This window comes from Variovorax sp. P2_H12, from assembly GCF_056403395.1.
On the sequence record NZ_JBFUFO010000025.1, the window covers coordinates 75,260 to 96,285 of the forward strand.

Below are 21,026 nucleotides of genomic sequence, written 5' to 3' on the forward strand. Positions count from 1 at the left end.
TGTATTGACCCGTTTCCCGTTGGGAAGTGCATTGCGCATGGGGTCGGCCCGGAGGTGCTGCTGTCGCTCTTGCCTAATTCGCCAGACGCTAGCGTCTAACTAAGCCTTACATTATAGCGCGCTGTGCGTTTTTCAAGCACTGTTTGAGCTCGGATTGAGGCGATTGCGCAACTCCAGCCGGCGCATCTCGAGCGCCTTGTAGCGCTCCAGCGCCCGTGGATCGCTGCCGACGGCGGCGATCGCCTCGCTCTGCTGGGCCTTGAGCAGGTCGTCCAGCATGTAGTCGAGGACATTGCGCAGCTCCCGGGCCGCGTCGGCCGCCTGCTCGCCCTCGGCGTCGCCGACCGGGCCGCCGTCGGAGCCGGTCATGACCCGCACCGCCAGCGACTCGAAGGCGAGGCCGCGCAGGCCCTCGCGCAACGCCGCCCAGGGTTGGGTGCCGTGCTCGTGGGCCTGGCTGTCGAGCCAGGCGAAGAGCTGGCCGTGGTCGCCGGGGAGGTCGCACAGCAGGGCGTGCAGTTCGTGCGACAGCGCCTCCCATTCGGCAGGATTCGAAAGCACCAGCCGTGCCGCTACGTCGGCCCGGCTGGTCGGCAGGCGGCGCCCGCCGGGCGGAGGGCGCGGGGCGGGCGGGCGGAAGGACTTGAAGCGCTTTTTTCCTGGGCCGGCGCGCGATTGCTCGTCGAACCACTGGTCGCGGCTGTCCCAGTCGTCATCGGAAAAGGGCGCGGGGGCGCGGGCCGGCGCCGGGGCTGGCGGCCGCGGTGCCGCTGCGGGCGCCCAGAGCTCGCCGAGCTCCTGGGCGCTGAGCTGCGCCAGGGCGGCCAGCTCGCTCAGCAGCTGGCGCTTGAGCGCCCCCTCGGGCAGCGCGCTCCACAGCGGCCGGGCATTGCTCGCCATGTGGGCCCGGCCTTCGGCGCTCGACAGCTCGCAGCCTTCGCGCGCCGCCTCGATCAGGAAGCGGCTCAGGGGCGTGGCCTCGCTCACGAAACGCGCGAAGGCATCGGCGCCGAACTCGCGGATGAAGCTGTCGGGGTCGTGCTCGGCCGGCAGGAACAGGAACTTGATGCTGCGCACGTCGGTGGCATAGGCCAGGGCGCCGTCGAGCGCCTTGCGCGCGGCGCGCCGGCCGGCGCTGTCGCCGTCGAAGCTGAAGACCACCGATTCGGTGAAGCGGAACAGCTTCTGGACGTGTTCGGGCGTGCAGGCGGTGCCGAGCGTCGCCACCGCATTCGGGAAGCCCAGCTGCGCCAGCGCCACCACGTCCATGTAGCCCTCGGTGACCAGCGCATAGCCGCGGTCGCGGAAGGCCGCGCGCGCCTCGTAGAGGCCGTAGAGCTCGCGTCCCTTGCTGAAAACCGGGGTTTCGGGCGAATTCAGGTACTTGGGCTTCTCGTCGCCGAGCACCCGGCCGCCGAAGCCGATGCATTCGCCCTTGACGTTGCGGATCGGGAACATCACGCGGTCGCGGAAGCGGTCGTAGCGCTTGGCGTCGCCGCCTTCGTCGGCCTCGCCGACGATCACCAGGCCGCTTTCGGCCAGGAGCGGATCGTCGTAGTCCGGAAACACGCTGGCCAGCGAGCGCCAGCCGGCCGGCGCATAGCCGATGCCGAATTGCCTGGCGATCTCGCCCGAGACGCCGCGGCCCTTGAGGTACTCGATGGCCCCGGGCGACTGGCGCAACTGCTTGCGGTAGGCCTCGCCGGCCTTCTCGAGCACCTCGGACAGCGTGGCCTGCTTCTGGCGTTGGCCGGCTGCGCGGGCGCGCTCCTCGGGCGAGGCATCGTCTTCGGGCACCTGCAGGCCGTACTGGCCGGCCAGGTCGTGCACCGCCTCGACGAAACCCATGCCGGCGTGCTCCATCAGGAAGCCGATCGCGTTGCCGTGCACCCCGCAGCCGAAGCAGTGATAGAACTGCTTGGTCGGGCTGACCGAGAACGAGGGCGATTTTTCCCCGTGGAAGGGGCACAGGCCCATGAAATTGGCGCCTGCCTTCTTGAGCTGGACGTAGCGTCCGACGATTTCGACCACGTCTGCGCGTGCGATCAGTTCCTGGATGAAAGAAGCGGGGATGGTCATGTAGGCTCGGAACTCCAAATGATACGCAAGCCGTCAAGCCCGCACCGGCCCCACGAACCGCCGATGGCCCGGAACCACCGAATGATCCGCCATTCCATCACCCATGCGGCCGGCCCCGTGCTGCGCCATCCGCTGCGCTTCGCCTGGCAGGCCCTCAAGAGCTTCAAGGCCAACCAGGGCCTGCTGCTGGCGGGCGCCGTCGCCTACTACGCCCTGCTGTCGATCGTGCCCCTGCTGATCGTCAGCGTGATCGCGCTGTCGCAGTTCATCGATCAGGCGGCCCTGCTGAGCGCGGTCGGGCGCTACCTCGAATGGCTGCTGCCGGGGCAGTCGCGCGCGATCGTCGCCGAACTGTCGAACTTCCTGAACCACGCCGAGGTGCTCGGGCCGGTGTTGCTGGTGACGATGATCTTCTTCAGCTCGCTGGCCTTCACGGTGCTCGAAAGCGCGATGTCGGTGATCTTCCACCACCGCAAGGCCGAGCATTCGCGCCACTACCTGGTCTCGGTGGTGATGCCCTACATCTACATCCTGTGCCTGTGCATCGGGCTGCTGCTGGTGACGCTGGTGTCGGGCGCGCTGCAGGTGATCGGGGAGGAGAGCGTCGAGTTGCTGGGCTACCGCTGGTCGCTGTCGGGCGTCTCGGGGGTGCTGCTGTACCTGCTGGGGCTGGGCGGCGAGATCTTCATGCTGACCTCGCTCTACCTGGTGATGCCGGTGGGCCGGCTGCGGCTGCGCCATGCGCTGATCGGCGGCGTGACCGCGGCGCTGCTGTGGGAGGTCACGCGGCGGGTGCTGGTGCTCTATTTCGCGACCCTGTCGCAGGTCAACGTGGTCTACGGCTCACTGACGACCGCGATCGTGGTGCTGCTGAGCCTCGAGATCGCGGCCACGCTGGTGCTCTTCGGCGCCCAGGTGATTGCCCAGTTCGAGCGCCTGGAGCGAACCGGAAGCCTCAAGCCGCCCGAGGACCAGGAGGGCGGCCTGGGCGAGATTAGCGCGGCGCCAGCCGGATCGCGCCGTCGAGTCGGATCACCTCGCCATTGAGCATGTCGTTCTCGATGATGTGCTTCGCGAGCTTGGCGTAGTCCTCGGGCGTGCCCAGGCGCGAAGGGAAGGGCACGCTGGCGGCCAGCGCGTCCTGCACTTCCTGGGGCATGCCGAACAGCATGGGCGTGCCGAAGATGCCGGGCGCGATCGTCATGTTGCGGATGCCGCTGCGTGCCAGGTCGCGCGCGATAGGCAGCGTCATGCCGACCACGCCGCCCTTCGAGGCGCTGTAGGCGGCCTGCCCGATCTGGCCGTCGTAGGCCGCGACCGAGGCGGTCGAGATCAGCACGCCGCGCTCGCCGGTGGCTTCGGGCTCGTTCTTGCCCATGGCGTCGGCGGCGAGCCGGATCATGTTGAAGCTGCCGATCAGGTTGACCGTGACGGTCTTGCTGAACACCGCCAGCGCGTGCGGCCCGTTCTTGCCCACGGTCTTCTCGGCCGGCGCGATGCCCGCGCAATTGACCAGCCCGACCAGCTTGCCCAGCTTCTGCGCCGCCGCGACCACCGCCTGGCCGTCGGCCTCCTGGCTGACGTCGCACTTGACGAAAACCCCGCCGATCTCCTTTGCGACAGCTTCGCCTTTTTCGGCCTGCATGTCGGCGATCACCACCTTGCCGCCGTTCACCGCGAGCATCCGCGCCGTGCCTTCGCCCAGGCCCGAAGCGCCGCCCGTCACGATAAAAACCTTGCCGTTGATTTCCATGTCGATCTCCAGATGTGTGCCGGCCATTATCGAAGAGCGGAACCACCCAAAAAAAAGGCCCTGTCCGAAGACAGGGCCCTGAATTGGATCCCGAAGGACCCAAGGAGACAATCGTCGCCCGCTCGAAGCGGGCTTTGAAGAGAGGCCGGCTAAGCTCAGCGCTTGCGGGTCGCGGTCTGAGCGGTGCTCTTGGCAGCGTTCACGGCGGTGGTCTGCACGGCCTGGAAGTTCGCTTCGGCGACGTCGGAAGCTTGCTTGACGGCCTTCTGCACCGATTCGAAAGCGTTGTTGGCGGCAGCCACGGCGCTCTTCATCACGGCAACGGCGGTTTCCGAACCGGCCGGGGCGTTCTTGGCGGCGCTGTCGACCAGGCCGACGAAGGCTTGCTGGGCTTCAGCGGCCTTGACTTCGAAAGCCTTGGTGAATTCGGCGCCGGTGCCTTGGGCGATGTCGTACAGGTGACGGCTGTAGGCAGCGGTCTTCTCGGCCAGGGGCTGGAACAGGCTGGCTTGCAGCGACAGCAGTTCTTGCGCGTCCTTGACGCTGAGCAGGGCTTGCGTGGTGCCGGCGGCTTCGCTGAGCGCAGCCTTGGAGGCGGTCACGTTCAGTTCGACAAGCTTCTCGACGCCTTCGAAGGCCTTGGTCGTCAGACCGAACAGGGTTTCGAGGCCGGCTTTTTGCGAAGAGATGATTTGGTCGGCGGTGAGGGACATGTGGATGCTCCAGTTGAATTGAAAAGGTCGGATCTCGCTTTGAGCTGCCCCTTCACTCATGTTGCGGTGCAGCATGGCCTCAAGTATAGGCAGCCGCGCGTTTCGGACAAGGGGTTTTTGCTGCTGTGCAGCAATTTAGAACGCGCCTTCTAAATCGTGTCCGCGGACAATGTTCCGCATGCGTGCGTTCAATTCCGGCCAGTTCGTTCTGCCCCTGCCCGCCGGCCATCGCTTCCCGATGGGGCGCTATGCCTTGCTGCGCGAACGGCTCGAGGCCCGGTTGCCCGAAGTCCGGATGATGGAGGCGCCGCGCGCCAGCGACGGCGAGCTGGCGCTGGCCCATACGCCGCAATGGATCGCGGCCATCAGCAACGGCAGCGCAGCGCCCGAGGCGATGCGCGAGATCGGCTTTCCATGGAGCGAGGCGATGGTCGAGCGCTCGCGCCGGTCGGCTGGCGCGACCATCGCCGCCTGCCGCACCGCGCTGGGGGAGGGCGTCTCGGCCAACATGGCCGGAGGCACCCATCACGCGAGCGCCGGCAAGGGCGGCGGCTTCTGCGTCTTCAACGATGCCGCAGTGGCCGCGCGGCTGATGCAGGCCGAGCAGGGACGGCGCGGGCGCTTGCCGCTCGGGGTGGCGGTGATCGACCTCGACGTGCACCAGGGCAATGGCACGGCCAGCATCTTTCGCGACGACGCCAGCGTCTTCACGCTCTCGCTGCACGGCGCGAAGAACTTTCCGTTCCGCAAGGAGGCGAGCGACCTGGATGTGGAACTGCCCGACGGCTGCGGCGACGCCGACTACCTGGCCGCGCTGGAGCAGGCGCTCGACGAACTGGAGCGGCGCTTCACGCCCGGCCTGGTGATCTATCTGGCGGGTGCGGACCCGTTCGAGCGCGACCGGCTGGGCCGTCTCAAGCTGAGCTTCGACGGCCTGGAGGCGCGCGACCGCCGGGTCTTCGATTTCGCCTGGCAGCGCCGCATTCCGCTGGCCTTCGCCATGGCAGGCGGCTATGCCAGCGATATCTCGGAGACCGTGCAGGTGCAGCTGGGCACCTTCAGGGTGGCGCTCGAGTACTGGCGGCGCTGGCAAAATGCCGCGCCATGAGCGTTCGACCGTCCCCCCATTCCCGCAGCAGCTACCGCAGCTTTCGCAGCATCCCGACGCGCTGGGCCGACAACGACATGTACGGCCATGTCAACAACGTCGTCTACTACGCCTGGTTCGACACCGCGGTCAACTCCCTGCTGATCGAGCGCGGGGCGCTGGACATCCACCAGGGCACGACGGTCGGTTTCGTGGTGGAGACCCAGTGCAACTATTTCGCGCCGCTGGCCTTCCCGCAGGCGGTGGAGGCGGGCATCCGGGTGGCGCACGCCGGCAGTTCCAGCGTGCGCTACGAGATCGCGCTGTTCGCAGAAGGTGCGCAAACCGCTGCGGCACAGGGCCATTTCGTCCACGTCTACGTCGACCGGACGACCCAGCGCCCGGTCAAGTTGCCGGCGGCCTTGCAAGCCGTGATCGACGATCTGAAATAGAAACACCCCTTTCCAGGGTCCTCGCGGAACCGGCTTTGCCGGGCCGCCGAGGACGCCCCCGGAAGGGGGTGGGCGGCTACACGAAGTGAGCCAACCTGGGGGAGAGCTTGGGCCTACATTTTTTTGACTTCGGCCATGCCCTTGGCTTCGTCGGCCTTTGCCTGCTTCTCGCAAGCGTCCTTGGCATCGCCCTTCAGGTCGTCGCACTTTTCCTTGGCGACTGCGTAGGCGGCCTTCACCTTCTCTTCCGCCACGTTGCGGGCATGGGCCTTGGTCGGCTTGTATTGCTGCTCGAGTTCGGCCATGGCCACGTTTTCCTTGCCCTTGGCGTCCTTCTCGCAGACGTCCTTGGCGTTGTCCTTCAGCGTGTCGCACTGCGCCTTCGCGACCTTGTAGTCGGCCTCGACCTTCTCCTTGGCGACCTTGTATTCGTCCGAGGTCATGGCGCTGGCCTGGCCGGCGACCAGGCAGGCCGATGCGATGGCGAGCATCAGGAAATGTTTTTTCATAGGGTGTTCTCCAGAGTTAAGCAATGGGTGTGACGAGGCGGGCGTCGACCTTCAGAGCCGCTCCGTCCAGATCTCCGAGGGGCTGCGGCCATCGCGGCTTTCCCAGTCGGCGACCTGCTTCTCGGCCTCCTCCCGGCTGATGCCGTGGCGTTCCTGGATGCGGCCCAGCAATTGGTCGCGCTTGCCGGCGATGACGTCGAAATCGTCGTCGGTCAACTTGCCCCATTGCTCCTTGACCTTGCCCTTGAACTGCTTCCAGTTGCCTTCGACGGTGTCCTTGTTCATGACGTATCTCCTTCAGGTTCAGATGGTTGCTCGCCGACCGGAGCGCTTGCTGGCCGGCGTGAGGACACTCTCGCGTGACGCCGCTGTCGCCCTGGTAGGACGCCCGGGGAAGGGGCCGTAGGCACTTGCCGACGCGGCCCGTGATAATCGAACGCACACCGAAATCCGGAGACCAGCGCGCCGCACCATGATCATTCACAGCCTGCTCGATACCGACCTCTACAAGTTCACGATGATGCAGGTGGTCCTGCACCACTTTCCGGGCGCGCGGGTGGAGTACCGCTTCAAGTGCCGCAACCCCGGCATCGACCTGGCGCGCTTCGCGGTACAGATCCGCGAGGAGGTGCGGCATCTCTGCTCGCTGCAGTTCCGCGAACCCGAGCTGAGCTACCTGCGCTCGATGCGCTTCATCAAGAGCGACTTCGTCGACTTCCTCGGGCTCTTCCGCCTCAACGAGAAGTACATCGACATCGTTCCGCAGCCCTCGGGCGAGCTGGAGATCAGCATCAAGGGGCCGTGGCTGCACACCATCCTGTTCGAGATCCCGGTGCTGGCGATCGTCAACGAGGTCTACTTCCGCAACACCCAGCCGCAGCCGGACCTCGCCGAAGGCCGGCGCCGGCTGGAGACCAAGATCGCCCAGCTGCAGGACGACAAGCTCGCCGACCTCAAGATCGCCGACTACGGCACCCGCCGGCGCTTCTCCAAGGACTGGCATGAAGAGGTGCTGCGCACGCTCGCCGGCCGGCTCGGCGCGGTCACCACGCCAGCGCCGCTGCACGCGATGTCGAAGCTGCCGCAGCTCGCCGGCACCAGCAACGTGCTCTACGCGATGAAGCTCGGCCTGATCCCCCTGGGCACCATGGCGCACGAGTACCTGCAGGCCTGCCAGGCCCTGGGTCCGCGGCTGCGCGACAGCCAGATCTTCGGCTTCGAGTCGTGGGCCCGGGAGTACCGCGGCGACCTCGGCATCGCGCTGTCCGACGTCTACGGCATGACCGCCTTCCTGCGCGACTTCGACCTTTATTTCTGCAAGCTCTTCGACGGCGCGCGCCACGACAGCGGCGACCCCTTCCAGTGGGGCGAGCGCATGCTGGCCCACTACATCGCCAACCGGGTCGATCCACTGACCAAGACGCTGATCTTCAGTGACGGCCTCACCGTGCCCAAGACCATCGAGCTCTACCAGCAGTTCCGCGGCCGCTGCCAGCTGGCCTTCGGCATCGGCACCAACCTGACCAACGACCTCGGCTACGAGCCGCTGCAGATCGTCATCAAGATGATCCGCTGCAACGACCAGCCGGTGGCCAAGCTCTCGGACACGCCTTCCAAGAACATGTGCGAGGACGAGCGATACCTGGCCTATCTGCGCCAGGTCTTCGAGATTGCGCAGCCCGTCGCATGAGGGCCGTGCGATTTTCCAGCCGCTGGCTGCGCCTGCTGGCGGCCGGCTCGCTGACGATGGCCTTCCCGGCGCTGGCCGCCGCCGCCGATTTCGATGGCGGCAGCCTGTCGCCGTTGTGGGGCGTGCCCTTCGCCGGCATCCTGCTGTCGATCGCGCTGCTGCCGCTGCTGGCGCCTTCGTTCTGGCACCACCATTACGGCAAGGTGTCGGCGGCCTGGTCGCTGGCCTTCCTGCTGCCCTTCGGCCTGATCCATGGCGCTCCGCAGGCCGGGGCCCAACTGGTCCATGCGCTGCTGGCCGAGTACATCCCGTTCATCATCCTGCTCGCGGCCCTGTACGCGGTGGCCGGCGGCATCCACATCCGCGGCAACCTGCGCGGCTCGGCGGGCCTGAACACCGCGATCCTCGCGATCGGCGCGGTGCTGGCGAGCCTGATGGGCACCACCGGCGCCTCGATGCTGCTGATCCGGCCGCTGATCCGCGCCAACGACAACCGCAAGCACAAGGTGCACGTGGTCGTGTTCTTCATCTTCATCGTCTCGAACGTCGGCGGCTCGCTGACGCCGCTGGGCGACCCGCCGCTGTTCCTCGGTTTCCTGAAGGGCGTCGACTTCTTCTGGACCGCGCAGAACATCCTGCCCGACACCCTGTTCGTGGTCGGCGCGCTGCTGGCGCTGTTCTATGCGCTCGACCGCTTCTACTTCCGGCATGAGGGCGTCACGCCCTTCGACCCGACGCCCGACACCCGCAGCCTCGGCTTCGACGGTGTGGTCAATTTCTGGCTGCTGGGCGGCGTGCTGTTCCTGGTGCTGCTCAGTGGGGTCTGGAAATCGCCCGTGAGCTTCGACATCCAAGGCACCGTGGTCGGGCTGCCGGGCATCGTGCGCGACGTCGGCCTGGTCGCGCTCACGCTGCTGTCGCTCAAGCTCACCGCGCCCAAGGTGCATGCCGACAACCAGTTCGGCTGGGGCCCGATGGCCGAGGTGGCCAAGCTGTTCGCGGGCATCTTCCTGACCATCGTGCCGGTGATCGCGATGCTCAAGGCCGGCCTTGACGGCCCCTTCGGCGCGATCGTCTCGGCCGTGACCCGGCCCGACGGCCAGCCCGACCCGGCGATGTACTTCTGGGCCACCGGGATCCTGAGCTCCTTCCTCGACAACGCGCCGACCTACCTGGTGTTCTTCAACACCGCCGGTGGCGATCCGCAGGCGCTGATGACGACCTACGCGACGACGCTGGCGGCGATTTCCGCCGGCGCCGTCTTCATGGGCGCCAACACCTACATCGGCAACGCGCCCAACCTGATGGTCAAGGCGATCGCAGAGAGCCGCGGCGTGCGGATGCCCAGCTTCTTCGGCTACATGCTGTGGTCGGGTGCGATCCTGATTCCGCTGTTCGTCCTCACCACCCTCATCTTCTTCCGTTGACCATGACCAAAGCCAAAGTCCTCGTCGCCCGTTCGATCTTCCCCGAGACCATCGCCCGGCTCCAGGCGCATTTCGAGGTCGAGTCCAACCCCAACGATGAAGACTGGAGCCCGGCCCAGCTGATCGGGAAGCTGCAGGGCAAGCAGGGCGTGTTCACCACCGGCAGCGAGCGCATCGACGCCGCACTGCTCGCGGCCTGCCCCGAGCTCAGGATCTGCGCCAACATGGCGGTCGGCTACAACAACTTCGACCTCGACGCCATGACCGCGCGCGGCGTGCTCGGCACCAACGCGCCGGACGTGCTGACCGAGACCACGGCCGACTTCGGCTTCGCGCTCCTGATGGCGACCGCGCGGCGGATCGCCGAGAGCGAGCATTTCCTGCGCGCCGGCCAATGGAAGAAATGGAGCTACGACATGTTCTCGGGCTCCGACATCCATGGCTCGACGCTCGGCATCATCGGCATGGGCCGGATCGGCCAGGGCATCGCGCGGCGCGGCGCCCTCGGCTTCGGCATGAAGGTGATCTATCACAATCGCTCGCGTCTCGATGCCGGGCTCGAGGCCGCATGCAAGGCCAGCTATGCGAGCAAGGAAGAGCTCCTCAAGACCGCCGACCATGTCGTGCTCGTGGTGCCCTACTCGCCGGCCTCGCACCACACCATCGGCGCCGCCGAGCTGGCGCTCATGAAGCCGACCGCGACGCTGATCAACATCGCGCGCGGCGGTATCGTCGACGACGCGGCGCTCGCCGCCGCCTTGCGCGACGGCCGCATTGCCGCCGCCGGTCTCGACGTCTTCGAGGGCGAGCCCACGGTGCACCCCGACCTCCTCACCGTGCCCAATGTCGTGCTGACGCCCCACATCGCGAGCGCGACCGTGCCGACGCGGCGCGCGATGGCCGACCTGGCGGTCGACAACCTGATCGGCTTCCTGGTCAACGGCAAGCCGGTCACGCCGTTGAATCCTGCCGTGCTTGCGGGCCACTGACGCCCGTGATCGAGACCTGGATCCTGCTGGCCCTCGCGGCCCTGAATTTCATCCTTGTGCTGTGGCTGCTGCTGCGCCCGGCACCGGTTCCCGACCCCTCGGCGCTGATCGCCGCCCTGGGCGCCGGCAACGAGCGCGTCGAGCGCGAACTGCGCCACGAGATCAGCGATTCCTCGCGCGGCGCGCGTCAGGAAACCGCGCAGGCCTTCGCCACTTTCCAGCGGGCGCTGCTGCACCAGGGCGCGGAATCCACGCGCACGCAGAACGCGCAGATCGACGCCTTCGCGCAGCAGCTCGCGCTGCTCCAGAAGACGCTGGCCGACACCTTGAACACGCAGCTCCAGGGCTTGAGCGAGTCGAATGCGCGCCGGCTCGCCGAGGTGCGCGCGACCATGGAAACCCAGCTCGCGCAGCTGCAGCAGAGCAACACCGCCAAGCTCGACGAGATGCGCCAGACGGTCGACGAGAAGCTGCAGAGCACCCTCGAGGCCCGGCTCGGCGAGAGCTTCAAGCAGGTGGCCGACCGGCTCGAGCAGGTTCACAAGGGCCTGGGCGAGATGCAGTCTCTGGCCGTCGGCGTCGGCAGCCTGCAGCGCGTGCTGACCAACGTGAAAACCCGCGGCGTGTTCGGCGAGGTGCAGCTCGAGGCGCTGCTCGAGCAGGTGCTCACCAACGAGCAGTACGCGCGCCAGGTCGAGACCAAGCCGCGCAGCGGCCAGCGGGTCGATTTCGCGGTCCGCTTTCCGGGCCGCGGCGGTGATGGCGCACCGGTCTGGCTGCCGATCGACGCCAAGTTCCCGCGTGACGACTACGAGCGCCTGCTCGACGCTCACGAGCGCGCCGATGCCCCCGCCGCCGAGCTGGCGGCCAAGGCGCTGGAGGCGCGCATCCGCAGCGAGGCCCGCTCGATCGCCGAGAACTACCTGGCGGCGCCGCACACCACCGATTTCGCGATCCTGTTCCTGCCGGTCGAGAGCCTCTACGCCGAAGTGCTGCGCCGGCCCGGCCTGATGGACGCCATCCAGCGCCAGCACCGCGTGACCCTGGCCGGACCGACCACGCTGCTGGCGATGCTCAACAGCCTGCACATGGGCTTTCGCACGCTGGCGCTGGAACACCAGGCCTCCGAGGTCTGGAAGGTGCTCGGCGCGGTCAAGACCGAGTTCGAGCGCTACGGCGAATGGGTGGCGCGCATCAAGGAGCAGGTGGCCAAGGCCTCCGACACGCTCGACAAGGCCGACACCCGCGCCAAGCAGATGCGGCTCGCGCTGCGCAAGGTCGAGGCGCTGCCCGAGGCGCAGTCGCAGGTGCTGTTGCCTCCGACGGCCGACATCGAGGGCGACGACACCCCGTGAAAGGCTCCGAACTGCTGCGCGTCATCGGCGCCCAGGTGTGCCTGCATGCCACGATGGCGGGCATGCGACTCGCCACGCCGCTGCTGGCGCTGCAACAGGGGCACAGCGCGGCGGCGGTCGGCGTGCTGATCGCGCTGTTCGCGCTGACCCAGGTTTTTCTGGCCCTGCCGGCGGGGCGCTTCGCCGACCGGCACGGGTTCAAGCGGCCGCTGTGGCTGTCGGTCCTCGCGGCGTCGGTCGGCGCCGGGCTGGTGGTGGTGTTCCCGGTGTTTCCGGTCATGTGCCTCGCCGCCTTGCTGACCGGCGGTGCCACCGGCGCGACGGTCATCGCGCTGCAGCGCCATGTGGGACGCTCCGCCACCAACGCCACGCAGCTCAAGCGCGTGTTCAGCTGGCTGGCGATCGCGCCCGCGGTGGCCAACTTCGTCGGGCCTTTCCTGGCCGGCATGCTGATCGACCACGCCGGCCGCGCACCGGCGGACCTGCTGGCCTACCGGGTGTCGTTCGCGGTGATGGCGGCCCTGCCGCTCATCTGCTGGATGCTCGCGCGCGGGGCGCACGAGCCGCCGCTGACCGCCCCGGCGGCGGGGGCCATGCAGACCCGCGCGTGGGACCTGCTGCGCGAACCGATGTTCCGTCGCCTGCTGTTCGTCAACTGGCTGCAGTCGTCGAGCTGGGACGTGCATGCCTTCGTGCTGCCGGTGCTGGGCCACGAGCGGGGCATCAGCGCTTCGGTGATCGGCTCCATCCTCGGCGCCTTCGCCATCGCGGCGGCCGCCATCCGCGTGGTGCTGCCCCTGATCGCCTCGCGGGCGTCGGAGCGCAGCGTGATCCTGAGCTCCACGGTGGTCACGGCGCTGGTGTTTGCGGTCTATCCGTTGCTCGACTCGGCCCTGACCATGGGCCTGTGCTCGGTGATCCTCGGCTTCGCGCTCGGGGCGGTGCAGCCGATGGTGATGAGCATGCTGCACCAGATCACGCCGCATGCGCGGCATGGCGAGGCGCTGGGCCTGCGGCTGATGACCATCAATGCATCGAGCGTGGCGATGCCGATGCTGTTCGGCGCGCTCGGCGCGCTGATCGGGATCGCAGGGGTGTTCTGGGTGGTGGGGGGCGTGCTCGCCCTCGGGGCGCGTGCGACCTGGGGCTTGAAGGTCTGAAGCGTCGATGCCGGGGCTGGCGCAGCAGGCGCTTCGCCCCGAAGACGACCGGGCCTGAGCGCTCCGGTCAGAGCTTGTAGAAGCGCTTGATGGTGTCCCAGGCGTCGGCGGGTGCGTCGACGTACTCGATCAGCTTCACGTCGTTGGGCGAGATCACGCCTTCCTCGGCGAGAAACTCGAAGTTGATCAGCTGCTTCCAGTAGTCCGAGCCGAACAGCACGATCGGCACCGGCTTGGCCTTGCGGGTCTGGACCAGCGTGATGACCTCGAACAGTTCGTCCAGCGTGCCGAAGCCGCCCGGAAAGGCCACCAGCGCCTTCGCCCGCATCATGAAATGCATCTTGCGGATCGCGAAATAGTGGAACTTGAAGCTCAGCGCCGGCGTCACGTAGGGGTTGGCTTCCTCTTCCATCGGCAGCGCGATCGCCAGCCCGACCGAGATCCCGCCGCCTTCGTAGGCGCCGCGATTGGCCGCCTGCATGATGCCGGGGCCGCCGCCGGTGCAGACGAAGAGCTTGTCCTCCGGGTCGCAGTCATTGCTGTATTGGGCCACCAGCTTGCCGAAGGCGCGCGCCTTCTCGTAGTAGTGCGAGCTGCGTGCCAGCTTGCGCCAGCGTTCCGCGGCCACGCTGTCGCCGGCGGCATCGGCCTGTGCGATCAGTGCGCCCGATTCCTCCTCGCTGCGAAAGCGCGCGCTGCCGAAGACCACCACCGTGTTCTCGATGCCGTGGGCGCGCATCTCGATGTCGGGTTTCATGAGCTCGAGCTGCATGCGCAGGCCGCGGGTCTCGCGGCGCAGCAGGAACTCGGGGTCGGCGAAGGCCAGCCGCGAGGGGTCGGTATGCAGCGGCAACCCCTTGTCCGCGTGGGACTGCAGGGTGGCCCAGGCGTCGGCGAGCCGCTTGTCGTGAAGGTCGTGTGTGCTGTTGTTGTCCATGGTCGTGCAGGCAAAAGCGGGTTCTGGATTGTGCGCGTTGCAGGTTCCGGGCCTGGGGAGGGTCACGCGGACGGCCATACGCAAAAAAGGCTCCCGCGGGAGCCTTTTCTTTCGTGAGTGGCGGCCATTCAGACGCGCTTGCGGTATTCACCCGTGCGGGTGTCGATCTCGATCCGGTCGCCCTGGGCGACGAACAGCGGCACGCCGATATCGAAGCCCGTGGAAATCTTGGCCGGCTTCATGACCTTGCCCGAGGTGTCGCCCTTGACGGCCGGCTCGGTCCAGGTGATTTCGCGCTCGACGCTGGTCGGCAGTTCGACCGAGATCGCCTTGCCGTCGTAGAACACCACTTCGACCGGCATGCCGTCCTCGAGGTAGTTGAGCGAGTCGCCCATGTTCTCGGCTTCGACTTCGTACTGGTTGTACTCGGTGTCCATGCAGACGTACATCGGGTCGGCGAAGTAGGAGTAGGTGCACTCCTTCTTGTCGAGCACGATCTGGTCGATCTTGTCGTCGGCCTTGAAGACCACTTCGGTGTTGAAGTTGGCGATCAGGCTCTTGAGCTTCATGCGCACGGTGGCGGAATTGCGGCCGCCGCGGCTGTATTCGGTCTTGAGGACGACCATCGGGTCCTTGCCGTGCATGATCACGTTGCCGGCGCGGATTTCTTGAGCGATTTTCATAAACAGGGGTCTCTGGATGTAAGCCGCTCGTTGCACATGCACCGCGGCGGGTTCAGCGGAAGCTGCGACTGACGAAGCCAGCGAAGCTGACTCGGCGCCGGAATTCCGCAAAGCTCACAATTTTAGCTTTTTTGGGCGATGAAACGCCGCAGGCGCGTCAAAAGGTCCTCTTGCCCGAGCAGGCGAGAGCGCGCCGCCAGGCTCGCCGATGCCCAGGATCCAAGGGTCGCCCGGTCCAGAACCGGCAGTTCGCCGTCGCCGATGCCGCTCCAGAGATGGTGGAATCCGCGCAGCGAAGGGGGCGCCTCCAGCCAGTCCAGGAAGGCATCGAGCTTGCTGTGGTGGGCATCGTCGTCCTGCGGATAGATCTGCCACACGAAAGGGGCGCCGGCCCAGAGCGCGCGCACCAGCGAGTCCTCGCCGCGGACGAAATTGAGGTCGCAGGCCCAGAGCAGGCGGTCGAAGTCCGGCTGCGGCAGGGTGGGCAGCCAGGTGATGGAGAGGGCGCCGCGCCGGGCCGGGCCGGGCGGCAGCGCAGCGCTGGCGCGCCCGGCGGTCACCAGCAGCCGGGTCGGTTCGGCCGCGCTTTCGAACTGCGCCAGCAGCGCATCGAGCGCCGGCGGCTCGTAGCAGAACAACGAAACCAGCCGCTCGCCTTGCCAGGCGATGCCCTGGCGCTGCAGCCAGGCGGCGCGGTCGAAGCACTCGCGCTGCGCCAGCAGGCCGGGTTCGCGCAGCAGCCCGCCCGTGCGCCCGGTGAAGCCCGGATAGTAGAAGTGCTTGGTCAGGCCGGCGCCGGGTTCCCGGAACACGGGCGAGGGGAGGCCGTGCAGCCGCTCGACATAAGGTTCGGCCGAGAGGTATTCCAGATTGATCCAGCGGCGGCTGGCGCCATCCTGTCGCCTTTGTTCGGCGAACCGGGCGACGGTTTCGGGTGCCGGATCGCAGCCGAAGGCCTCGACCAGCACGTCGGGCGCCGGGGCCGCGGCGGCCGCCTGCGCGGCGCTGGCCGGCGTCCACGGGACGACCGCGACGCCCTCGCAGCCGCCGGGCGCCATCCACGCCAGGGCCGCCGGGTCGTCGATCCACAGCCGAACCGTGTCGCCTTGCCCGGCCAGGGCGGCCGCGAGGCGCCAGCAGACGCCGACGTCGCCATGGTTGTCGATCACCTTGCAAAAAATATCCCAGCGCATCGCGGGATACTCTACAGCCCCTCATGAAGACACCGGAGACAGCGCCCATGGCACATCACTCGGCCGACATCCTCTGGCTCCGCGGCGGCCAGGACTTCGTCGGCAACCGATACAGCCGCCGCCACACGATCCGCTTCGACGGCGGCGCCGAGTGGGTCGGCTCTTCCTCGCCGCACGTGGTGCCAGTGCCGCTCTCGGACCCCTCCGGGGTCGATCCCGAAGAGGCTTTCGTCGCCTCGCTGTCGAGCTGCCACATGCTGTGGTTCCTGTCGATCGCGGCGTCCCGCGGCTTCTGTGTCGAGCGCTATGCCGACAGCGCCAGCGGCCGGATGGGCCACACGGCCGACGGCAAGATCGCGATGACCGTCGTCACCCTGCATCCGGAGGTGCAGTTCTCGGGCGACTCGCTGCCGTCGCGGGAGCAGCACGAGGCGATGCATCACTCGGCGCACGACCAGTGCTTCATCGCCAATTCGGTCAAGACCGATGTCCGCTGCGAGCCGGTGCTGGTGGCCGCCGCGCCACAATGAGGGCGATGTCAGAGACCCGACCCGCGCATTCCGACCAGCTGCTCAGCGAAGTGGCGGCATTGCCGCAATTGCCCGGCGTCTACCGCTATTTCGACGCCGCGGGCGCGGTGCTCTACGTGGGCAAGGCGCGCAATCTCAGGAAGCGGGTGGCGAACTACTTCCAGAAGAGCCACGGCGGCACCCGAATCGGCCACATGATCTCGAAGATCGTGCGCATGGAGACCACGGTGGTGCGCTCCGAGGCCGAGGCGCTGCTGCTCGAGAACAACCTGATCAAGTCGCTCAAGCCGCGCTACAACATCCTGTTTCGGGACGACAAGAGCTACCCGTATCTCAAGATCGCCTCGCACGCCTTTCCGCGCCTGGCCTACTACCGCGGCGCGGTCGACCGCAAGCATCGCTACTTCGGCCCCTACCCGAGCGCCTGGGCCGTGAAGGAATCGATCCAGCTGCTGCAGAAGGTGTTCAAGCTGCGCACCTGCGAGGACACGGTCTATGCCAACCGCACCCGGCCCTGCCTGCTCTACCAGATCAAGCGCTGCACCGCGCCCTGCGTGGGCCACATCGGGCCCGAGGCCTACGCCCAGGACGTGGCCAATGCCGAAGCCTTCCTGATGGGCGACACGCAGGCCGTGCTGACCCAGCTCGAGGCGCGCATGATGGCCCATGCCGAGAAGCTCGAATTCGAGCAGGCGGCCGAACTGCGCAACCAGATGTCGGCACTGTCGCGGGTGCTGCACCAGCAGTCGATCGAGATCGCCTCGGACAAGGACGTCGACATCCTGGCGGTCAAGGTGCAGGGCGGCAAGGCGTGCGTGAACCTCGCCATGGTGCGCGGCGGCCGGCACCTGGGGGATCGGGCCTACTTCCCGGTGCATGTGGAGGACGCGGCGCAGATGCAGCACGCCGAAGCCGAGGGCGACGACGGCCCGCCGCCGGCCGATGCGGTGGAGGTGCAGGTGCTCGAAGCCTTCATCGCCCAGCACTACATCGACGTGCCGGTTCCGGCCACGCTGGTGCTCAGCGAGCTCGTGAGCCGCGAACTGATCGAGGCCGTGTCGCAGCAGTCCGGCACCCGCATCACCGCCGTGTTCCACCCGCGCGAGCAGCGCCGGCTGTGGCTCGAGATGGCGTGCAAGAACGCCGGGCTCCAGCTCGCCCGCCTGCTCGCCGAAGAGGGTTCGCAGCAGGCGCGCACGCGCGCGCTGGTGGAAGCGCTCGAGCTGGCCCCCGACGACCTCGACAACTTCCGCGTCGAGTGCTTCGACATCTCGCACACGGCGGGCGAGGCGACCCAGGCCTCGTGCGTGGTGTTCGAGCATCACGCGATGCAGAACCGCGAGTACCGGCGCTACAACATCGAGGGCATCACGCCGGGAGACGACTATGCGGCGATGCGCCAGGTGCTGCACCGCCGCTACGGCAAGCTGGCCGAGGCGATGGCGGCCGAGACCGATTCGCCGACGGCCGGCGACGCGGACGGGGCGGGCTCCGACCCCAAGCCGGGCACCCGCTCGGCCCGCATGCCCGAACTGGTGCTGGTCGATGGCGGCAAGGGCCAGGTGTCGATGGCGCGCGAGGTGTTCGGCGAACTGGGCTTGCCGCTGTCGCTCATCGTCGGGGTCGAGAAGGGCGAGGGCCGCAAGGTCGGCCTCGAGGAGCTGGTGTTCGCCGACGGCCGCGAGAAGGTCTACCTCGGCCGCGACTCGGCCGCCCTGATGCTGGTGGCGCAGATCCGCGACGAGGCCCACCGCTTCGCGATCACCGGCATGCGCGCCAAGCGGGCCAAGGTGCGGGTCGGCGGCAGCCAGCTCGAGGACATCCCGGGCATCGGCCCCAAGCGGCGCGCGCGCCTGCTGCAGCGTTTCGGCGGCATTCGCGGCGTGGCGGCGGCGAGCGTGGAGGACATCGCCTCGGTCGACGGCATCGCCTTCGACCTGGCCGAGGAGATCTATCGCGCCCTCCACTGAATTCGGCCGGCGGCAGCGAAGTGAGCCAACCTGGGGGAGCGCTTCATCCGTCATGACACAATCGCCGCCATGTTCTGGACCTTGCCGACGATCATGACCTGGACGCGCATCGTCGCGATTCCCTTGATCGTGGGCGTGTTCTACCTGCCTTTGGCCGAGCCGATGCGCAACCTGATCGCCACGGTGATGTTCATCGTCTTCGCGGCCACCGACTGGCTCGACGGCTTCCTGGCGCGCCGCCTGAAGCAGACCTCGGCCTTCGGCGCCTTTCTCGATCCGGTGGCCGACAAGTTCCTGGTCTGCGCCTCGCTGCTGGTGCTGGTCCACCTGAACCGCGCCGATGTCTTCGTGGCGCTGATCATCATCGGCCGCGAGATCGCGATCTCGGCGCTGCGCGAATGGATGGCGCAGATCGGTGCCAGCAAGAGCGTCGCGGTCCACATGGTCGGCAAGGTCAAGACCGTGGTGCAGATGGTGGCGATCCCGTTCCTGCTTTTCGACGGCGTCCTGTTCGGCGCGATCGACACCGGCACCTGGGGCCAGTGGCTGATCTGGATCTCGGCCGTGCTCACGGTCTGGTCGATGGTCTATTACCTGCAGAAGGCGATTCCCGAGATCCGGGCCCGCGCCAAATGACCGGCGCGGCCCGGTCGGCGGGCTGGCTTCAGGCGATGCCGGCGGTCTTCGTGCTCATCTGGAGCACCGGCTTCATCGTGGCGCGCTATGGCATGCCCTACGCCCCGCCGCTCAAGTTCCTCGCGGTGCGCTTTGCGCTCTCGACGGTCTGCTTCCTGGTCTGGGTCCGGTGGGCGCGTGTCGCCTGGCCGCGAGATCGGGCGCAGTGGGCGCACCTGGCCGTGACCGGCGTGCTGATGCAGGCCGGCTATCTCGGTGGCGTCTGGGCGGCCGTGCGCGCCGGCATGGGTTCGGGCCTGGCCGCGCTGCTGGTCAGCATTCAGCCCGTGCTCACGGCGATCTGGCTGTCGATGCGCGGCGGCACCGTCACGCGCTCGCAGTGGGCCGGCCTCTTCCTCGGTTTCGCGGGGCTGGTGATGGTGGTCTCGCGCAAGCTGGGGCAGGGCGGGGAGGTCAATGCGCTGACCATGGCGCTGGCGCTCACGGCGCTGTTCTCGATCACCGCCGGCACCCTGTACCAGAAGCGCTTTCTCGCGCCCTGCGATGTCCGCAGCGCGAGCGCGATCCAGCTCGGCGCCGCCTTGCTCGCGACCTTGCCCCTGGCCGCGCTGGAGGTCGACCCGATCCAGTGGAACCTGGCCTCCGGCGGTGCGATGGCGTGGTCGGTGCTGGCCCTGTCGCTGGGCGGCAGCTCGCTGCTCTACATGCTGATCCAGCGCGGCACGGCCACCGCGGTCACCAGCCTTCTGTACCTGGTGCCGCCGTGCACCGCCGTGATGGCCTGGCTGCTGTTCTCGGAGCCGATCACGGCCTTGACGCTGGCGGGCATCGCGATCACCGCGGTCGGCGTCAGCCTGGTCGTCAGGCGCTAGCTTCTTTCCAGGGTTCGCCCCTGAACCGCTCGACCAGGAAGTCGATCAGGAGCCGGACGCGGCGCGGGGTCTTCGGACGCCAGGGCGCGACCCACTGGATGTCCGCATCCGGCATCGCGAACGGCGGCAGCACGCGCACCAGTTCGCCCGTTGCGAGTTGCGGCGCGATGTCCCAGAGGCTGCGCAGCATGATGCCGTGACCGGACAGGCACCAATCGCGCACCATCTCGCCCGAGTTGCTCGCGAGCGGGCCGCGCACCCGCACCCGTGCCGTGGCGCCGTCCCTGGCGTGACGCAGCGTCCAGAGCGCGAACTCGCGCTCGTTGCCCTCGCTGTTCTCGCGCGCCACCAGGCAGTCGTGCCGTGCCAGCGCGGCGACATCCGCCGGTGTGCCGCGGCGCGCGAGGTAGTCCGGGCTCGCCGCCAGCACGCGCTGGTTGCGGGCGATGCGCCGCGTGACCCAGTCGCCGGCGCGGCGATGCTGCGGGGCCCACAGCCAGACCGCGCCGTCATAGCCATCGGCACCCAGGTCCGGCAGCTTTTCGGCCAGCGTCAGCTGGATCTCCAGCCCCGGGTGCTGTTGGTTGAAGTGCGCCAGCGCCGGGCCCAGCCAGCGCCGGCCGAAGCCGAAGGTGCCGGCCAGCCGCACCGTGCCCACCAGGTCGCGCTGCCGCTCGCCGAGTTCGTTCTCGAGGGCGGCGAAGCCTTCGAGCAGGCCCTTGGCGTGCTGGCATACGGCTTCGCCTTCCGCGGTGACGCTGAGCCGGCGCGTGGTGCGCTCGAACAGCCGCTGGCCCAGCCGTGCCTCCAGCGCACCGAGCCGCTTGGTCACGACCGAGGGCACCACGTCCAGCACCTGGGCGGCGCCGGCCAGGCTGCCGCGGTTGCGGACCGCCAGCACGAGTTCCAGGTCACTGCGTTCCATTCCTGCCATTCGGGAAATTATCAATTGGCTGATTGTTGCTTGCCGCTGCATGCCGCGCAACGCACA

21 protein-coding genes are annotated in these 21,026 nt (G+C 67.8%); 12 read left to right on the top strand and 9 right to left on the bottom strand.

The window, feature by feature from the left end; genetic code table 11:
• Positions 1–132: 132 nt before the first annotated feature.
• Positions 133–2,079 (bottom strand): DNA primase, encoded by a 1,947-nt coding sequence (gene dnaG / locus AC1DYK_RS19345; RefSeq protein ID WP_478167775.1) that lies wholly within the window; start codon positions 2,077–2,079, stop codon positions 133–135.
• An 81-nt stretch (positions 2,080–2,160) separates the two neighbouring features.
• On the opposite strand from dnaG, the gene AC1DYK_RS19350 reads away from it, so the two are divergent.
• Positions 2,161–3,126, top strand: a complete 966-nt coding sequence (locus AC1DYK_RS19350; protein ID WP_478167776.1) for a YihY/virulence factor BrkB family protein — start codon at positions 2,161–2,163, stop codon at positions 3,124–3,126.
• Here the strand turns inward: AC1DYK_RS19350 and AC1DYK_RS19355 are convergent.
• Positions 3,074–3,832 (bottom strand): 3-hydroxyacyl-CoA dehydrogenase, encoded by a 759-nt coding sequence (locus AC1DYK_RS19355; protein ID WP_478167777.1) that lies wholly within the window; start codon positions 3,830–3,832, stop codon positions 3,074–3,076. The genes AC1DYK_RS19350 and AC1DYK_RS19355 overlap by 53 nt on opposite strands.
• Positions 3,833–3,987: 155 nt before the next feature.
• A complete protein-coding gene (locus AC1DYK_RS19360) occupies positions 3,988–4,545 on the bottom strand; it encodes a phasin family protein (protein ID WP_442282454.1) in 558 nt (185 codons plus the stop codon).
• A 169-nt stretch (positions 4,546–4,714) separates the two neighbouring features.
• Here AC1DYK_RS19360 and AC1DYK_RS19365 point away from each other — a divergent pair, with 169 nt between their 5' ends.
• Both AC1DYK_RS19365 and AC1DYK_RS19370 read left to right on the top strand, forming a co-directional pair.
• Entirely contained in the window at positions 4,715–5,653 is a 939-nt protein-coding gene (locus tag AC1DYK_RS19365; protein ID WP_478167778.1) for a histone deacetylase family protein, read from the top strand.
• Positions 5,650–6,084 carry an acyl-CoA thioesterase gene (locus AC1DYK_RS19370; RefSeq protein WP_478167779.1) on the top strand — a complete coding sequence of 145 codons (435 nt, stop codon included), beginning with the start codon at positions 5,650–5,652 and terminating at the stop codon, positions 6,082–6,084. Before AC1DYK_RS19365 ends, AC1DYK_RS19370 begins: the two co-directional genes overlap by 4 nt.
• 113 nt (positions 6,085–6,197) lie before the next feature.
• On the opposite strand, the gene AC1DYK_RS19375 is transcribed toward AC1DYK_RS19370, so the two are convergent.
• Together AC1DYK_RS19375 and AC1DYK_RS19380 are read right to left on the bottom strand one after the other, a co-directional pair.
• Positions 6,198–6,593, bottom strand: coding sequence for a hypothetical protein (locus tag AC1DYK_RS19375; protein WP_478167780.1), 396 nt, complete (start codon positions 6,591–6,593; stop codon positions 6,198–6,200).
• A gap of 51 nt (positions 6,594–6,644) precedes the next feature.
• Positions 6,645–6,878, bottom strand: coding sequence for a CsbD family protein (locus AC1DYK_RS19380; RefSeq protein WP_478086330.1), 234 nt, complete (start codon positions 6,876–6,878; stop codon positions 6,645–6,647).
• 187 nt (positions 6,879–7,065) lie between these two features.
• On the opposite strand from AC1DYK_RS19380, the gene pncB reads away from it, so the two are divergent.
• Genes pncB through AC1DYK_RS19405 form a run of 5 tightly spaced genes read left to right on the top strand, consistent with a single transcriptional unit; the run spans position 7,066 to position 13,214 of the window.
• Positions 7,066–8,283 carry a nicotinate phosphoribosyltransferase gene (gene pncB, locus AC1DYK_RS19385; protein WP_478167781.1) on the top strand — a complete coding sequence of 406 codons (1,218 nt, stop codon included), beginning with the start codon at positions 7,066–7,068 and terminating at the stop codon, positions 8,281–8,283.
• Positions 8,280–9,710, top strand: coding sequence for a sodium:proton antiporter (locus AC1DYK_RS19390; protein ID WP_478167782.1), 1,431 nt, complete (start codon positions 8,280–8,282; stop codon positions 9,708–9,710). The genes pncB and AC1DYK_RS19390 overlap by 4 nt, the downstream gene beginning before the upstream one ends.
• 2 nt (positions 9,711–9,712) lie before the next feature.
• Positions 9,713–10,699 carry a 2-hydroxyacid dehydrogenase gene (locus AC1DYK_RS19395; protein ID WP_478167783.1) on the top strand — a complete coding sequence of 329 codons (987 nt, stop codon included), beginning with the start codon at positions 9,713–9,715 and terminating at the stop codon, positions 10,697–10,699.
• Between the two features lie 8 nt (positions 10,700–10,707).
• Complete coding sequence (locus tag AC1DYK_RS19400) at positions 10,708–12,054, top strand: DNA recombination protein RmuC (protein ID WP_478167949.1); 1,347 nt, start codon at positions 10,708–10,710, stop codon at positions 12,052–12,054.
• On the top strand, positions 12,051–13,214 hold the full coding sequence (locus AC1DYK_RS19405) for an MFS transporter (RefSeq protein ID WP_478167784.1): 1,164 nt from the start codon (positions 12,051–12,053) through the stop codon (positions 13,212–13,214). The genes AC1DYK_RS19400 and AC1DYK_RS19405 overlap by 4 nt, the downstream gene beginning before the upstream one ends.
• A 67-nt stretch (positions 13,215–13,281) precedes the next feature.
• On the opposite strand, the gene AC1DYK_RS19410 is transcribed toward AC1DYK_RS19405, so the two are convergent.
• The 3 genes from AC1DYK_RS19410 to earP form a co-directional block, all read right to left on the bottom strand.
• Complete coding sequence (locus AC1DYK_RS19410) at positions 13,282–14,151, bottom strand: LOG family protein (protein WP_478156543.1); 870 nt, start codon at positions 14,149–14,151, stop codon at positions 13,282–13,284.
• Between the two features lie 128 nt (positions 14,152–14,279).
• Positions 14,280–14,834, bottom strand: a complete 555-nt coding sequence (efp, locus tag AC1DYK_RS19415; protein ID WP_478086321.1) for an elongation factor P — start codon at positions 14,832–14,834, stop codon at positions 14,280–14,282.
• 122 nt (positions 14,835–14,956) lie between these two features.
• On the bottom strand, positions 14,957–16,027 hold the full coding sequence (gene earP, locus AC1DYK_RS19420) for an elongation factor P maturation arginine rhamnosyltransferase EarP (protein ID WP_478167785.1): 1,071 nt from the start codon (positions 16,025–16,027) through the stop codon (positions 14,957–14,959).
• 47 nt (positions 16,028–16,074) lie between these two features.
• Between earP and AC1DYK_RS19425 the strand changes: the two genes are divergently transcribed.
• From AC1DYK_RS19425 to AC1DYK_RS19440, 4 genes are all read left to right on the top strand, one after another.
• On the top strand, positions 16,075–16,557 hold the full coding sequence (locus tag AC1DYK_RS19425; RefSeq protein WP_478167786.1) for an OsmC family protein: 483 nt from the start codon (positions 16,075–16,077) through the stop codon (positions 16,555–16,557).
• Positions 16,558–16,562: 5 nt separating this feature from the next.
• On the top strand, positions 16,563–18,527 hold the full coding sequence (gene uvrC / locus AC1DYK_RS19430) for an excinuclease ABC subunit UvrC (RefSeq protein WP_478167787.1): 1,965 nt from the start codon (positions 16,563–16,565) through the stop codon (positions 18,525–18,527).
• A gap of 69 nt (positions 18,528–18,596) precedes the next feature.
• On the top strand, positions 18,597–19,163 hold the full coding sequence (pgsA, locus tag AC1DYK_RS19435; protein WP_478156542.1) for a CDP-diacylglycerol--glycerol-3-phosphate 3-phosphatidyltransferase: 567 nt from the start codon (positions 18,597–18,599) through the stop codon (positions 19,161–19,163).
• The gene (locus tag AC1DYK_RS19440; RefSeq protein ID WP_478167788.1) at positions 19,160–20,035 is read left to right on the top strand and encodes a DMT family transporter; all 876 of its coding nucleotides are present in this window, start codon (positions 19,160–19,162) and stop codon (positions 20,033–20,035) included. The genes pgsA and AC1DYK_RS19440 overlap by 4 nt, the downstream gene beginning before the upstream one ends.
• Here the strand turns inward: AC1DYK_RS19440 and AC1DYK_RS19445 are convergent.
• Entirely contained in the window at positions 20,025–20,960 is a 936-nt protein-coding gene (locus AC1DYK_RS19445) for a LysR family transcriptional regulator (RefSeq protein ID WP_478167789.1), read from the bottom strand. The two genes, AC1DYK_RS19440 and AC1DYK_RS19445, sit on opposite strands and share 11 nt — an antisense overlap.
• Positions 20,961–21,026 lie beyond the last annotated feature (66 nt).

Bases quoted from the DNA above. Each gene is read 5' to 3' on its own strand.
- AC1DYK_RS19375 (WP_478167780.1), bottom strand. From the start codon at position 6,593: ATGAAAAAACATTTCCTGATGCTCGCCATCGCATCGGCCTGCCTGGTC.
- pgsA (WP_478156542.1), top strand. From the start codon at position 18,597: ATGTTCTGGACCTTGCCGACGATCATGACCTGGACGCGCATCGTCGCG.
- AC1DYK_RS19360 (WP_442282454.1), bottom strand. From the start codon at position 4,545: ATGTCCCTCACCGCCGACCAAATCATCTCTTCGCAAAAAGCCGGCCTC.
- dnaG (WP_478167775.1), bottom strand. From the start codon at position 2,079: ATGACCATCCCCGCTTCTTTCATCCAGGAACTGATCGCACGCGCAGAC.
- AC1DYK_RS19365 (WP_478167778.1), top strand. From the start codon at position 4,715: ATGTTCCGCATGCGTGCGTTCAATTCCGGCCAGTTCGTTCTGCCCCTG.
- AC1DYK_RS19425 (WP_478167786.1), top strand. From the start codon at position 16,075: ATGGCACATCACTCGGCCGACATCCTCTGGCTCCGCGGCGGCCAGGAC.
- AC1DYK_RS19355 (WP_478167777.1), bottom strand. From the start codon at position 3,832: ATGGAAATCAACGGCAAGGTTTTTATCGTGACGGGCGGCGCTTCGGGC.
- AC1DYK_RS19390 (WP_478167782.1), top strand. From the start codon at position 8,280: ATGAGGGCCGTGCGATTTTCCAGCCGCTGGCTGCGCCTGCTGGCGGCC.
- AC1DYK_RS19410 (WP_478156543.1), bottom strand. From the start codon at position 14,151: ATGGACAACAACAGCACACACGACCTTCACGACAAGCGGCTCGCCGAC.
- AC1DYK_RS19380 (WP_478086330.1), bottom strand. From the start codon at position 6,878: ATGAACAAGGACACCGTCGAAGGCAACTGGAAGCAGTTCAAGGGCAAG.
- AC1DYK_RS19445 (WP_478167789.1), bottom strand. From the start codon at position 20,960: ATGGAACGCAGTGACCTGGAACTCGTGCTGGCGGTCCGCAACCGCGGC.
- uvrC (WP_478167787.1), top strand. From the start codon at position 16,563: ATGTCAGAGACCCGACCCGCGCATTCCGACCAGCTGCTCAGCGAAGTG.
- AC1DYK_RS19395 (WP_478167783.1), top strand. From the start codon at position 9,713: ATGACCAAAGCCAAAGTCCTCGTCGCCCGTTCGATCTTCCCCGAGACC.
- AC1DYK_RS19370 (WP_478167779.1), top strand. From the start codon at position 5,650: ATGAGCGTTCGACCGTCCCCCCATTCCCGCAGCAGCTACCGCAGCTTT.
- AC1DYK_RS19440 (WP_478167788.1), top strand. From the start codon at position 19,160: ATGACCGGCGCGGCCCGGTCGGCGGGCTGGCTTCAGGCGATGCCGGCG.
- AC1DYK_RS19350 (WP_478167776.1), top strand. From the start codon at position 2,161: ATGATCCGCCATTCCATCACCCATGCGGCCGGCCCCGTGCTGCGCCAT.
- efp (WP_478086321.1), bottom strand. From the start codon at position 14,834: ATGAAAATCGCTCAAGAAATCCGCGCCGGCAACGTGATCATGCACGGC.
- pncB (WP_478167781.1), top strand. From the start codon at position 7,066: ATGATCATTCACAGCCTGCTCGATACCGACCTCTACAAGTTCACGATG.
- earP (WP_478167785.1), bottom strand. From the start codon at position 16,027: ATGCGCTGGGATATTTTTTGCAAGGTGATCGACAACCATGGCGACGTC.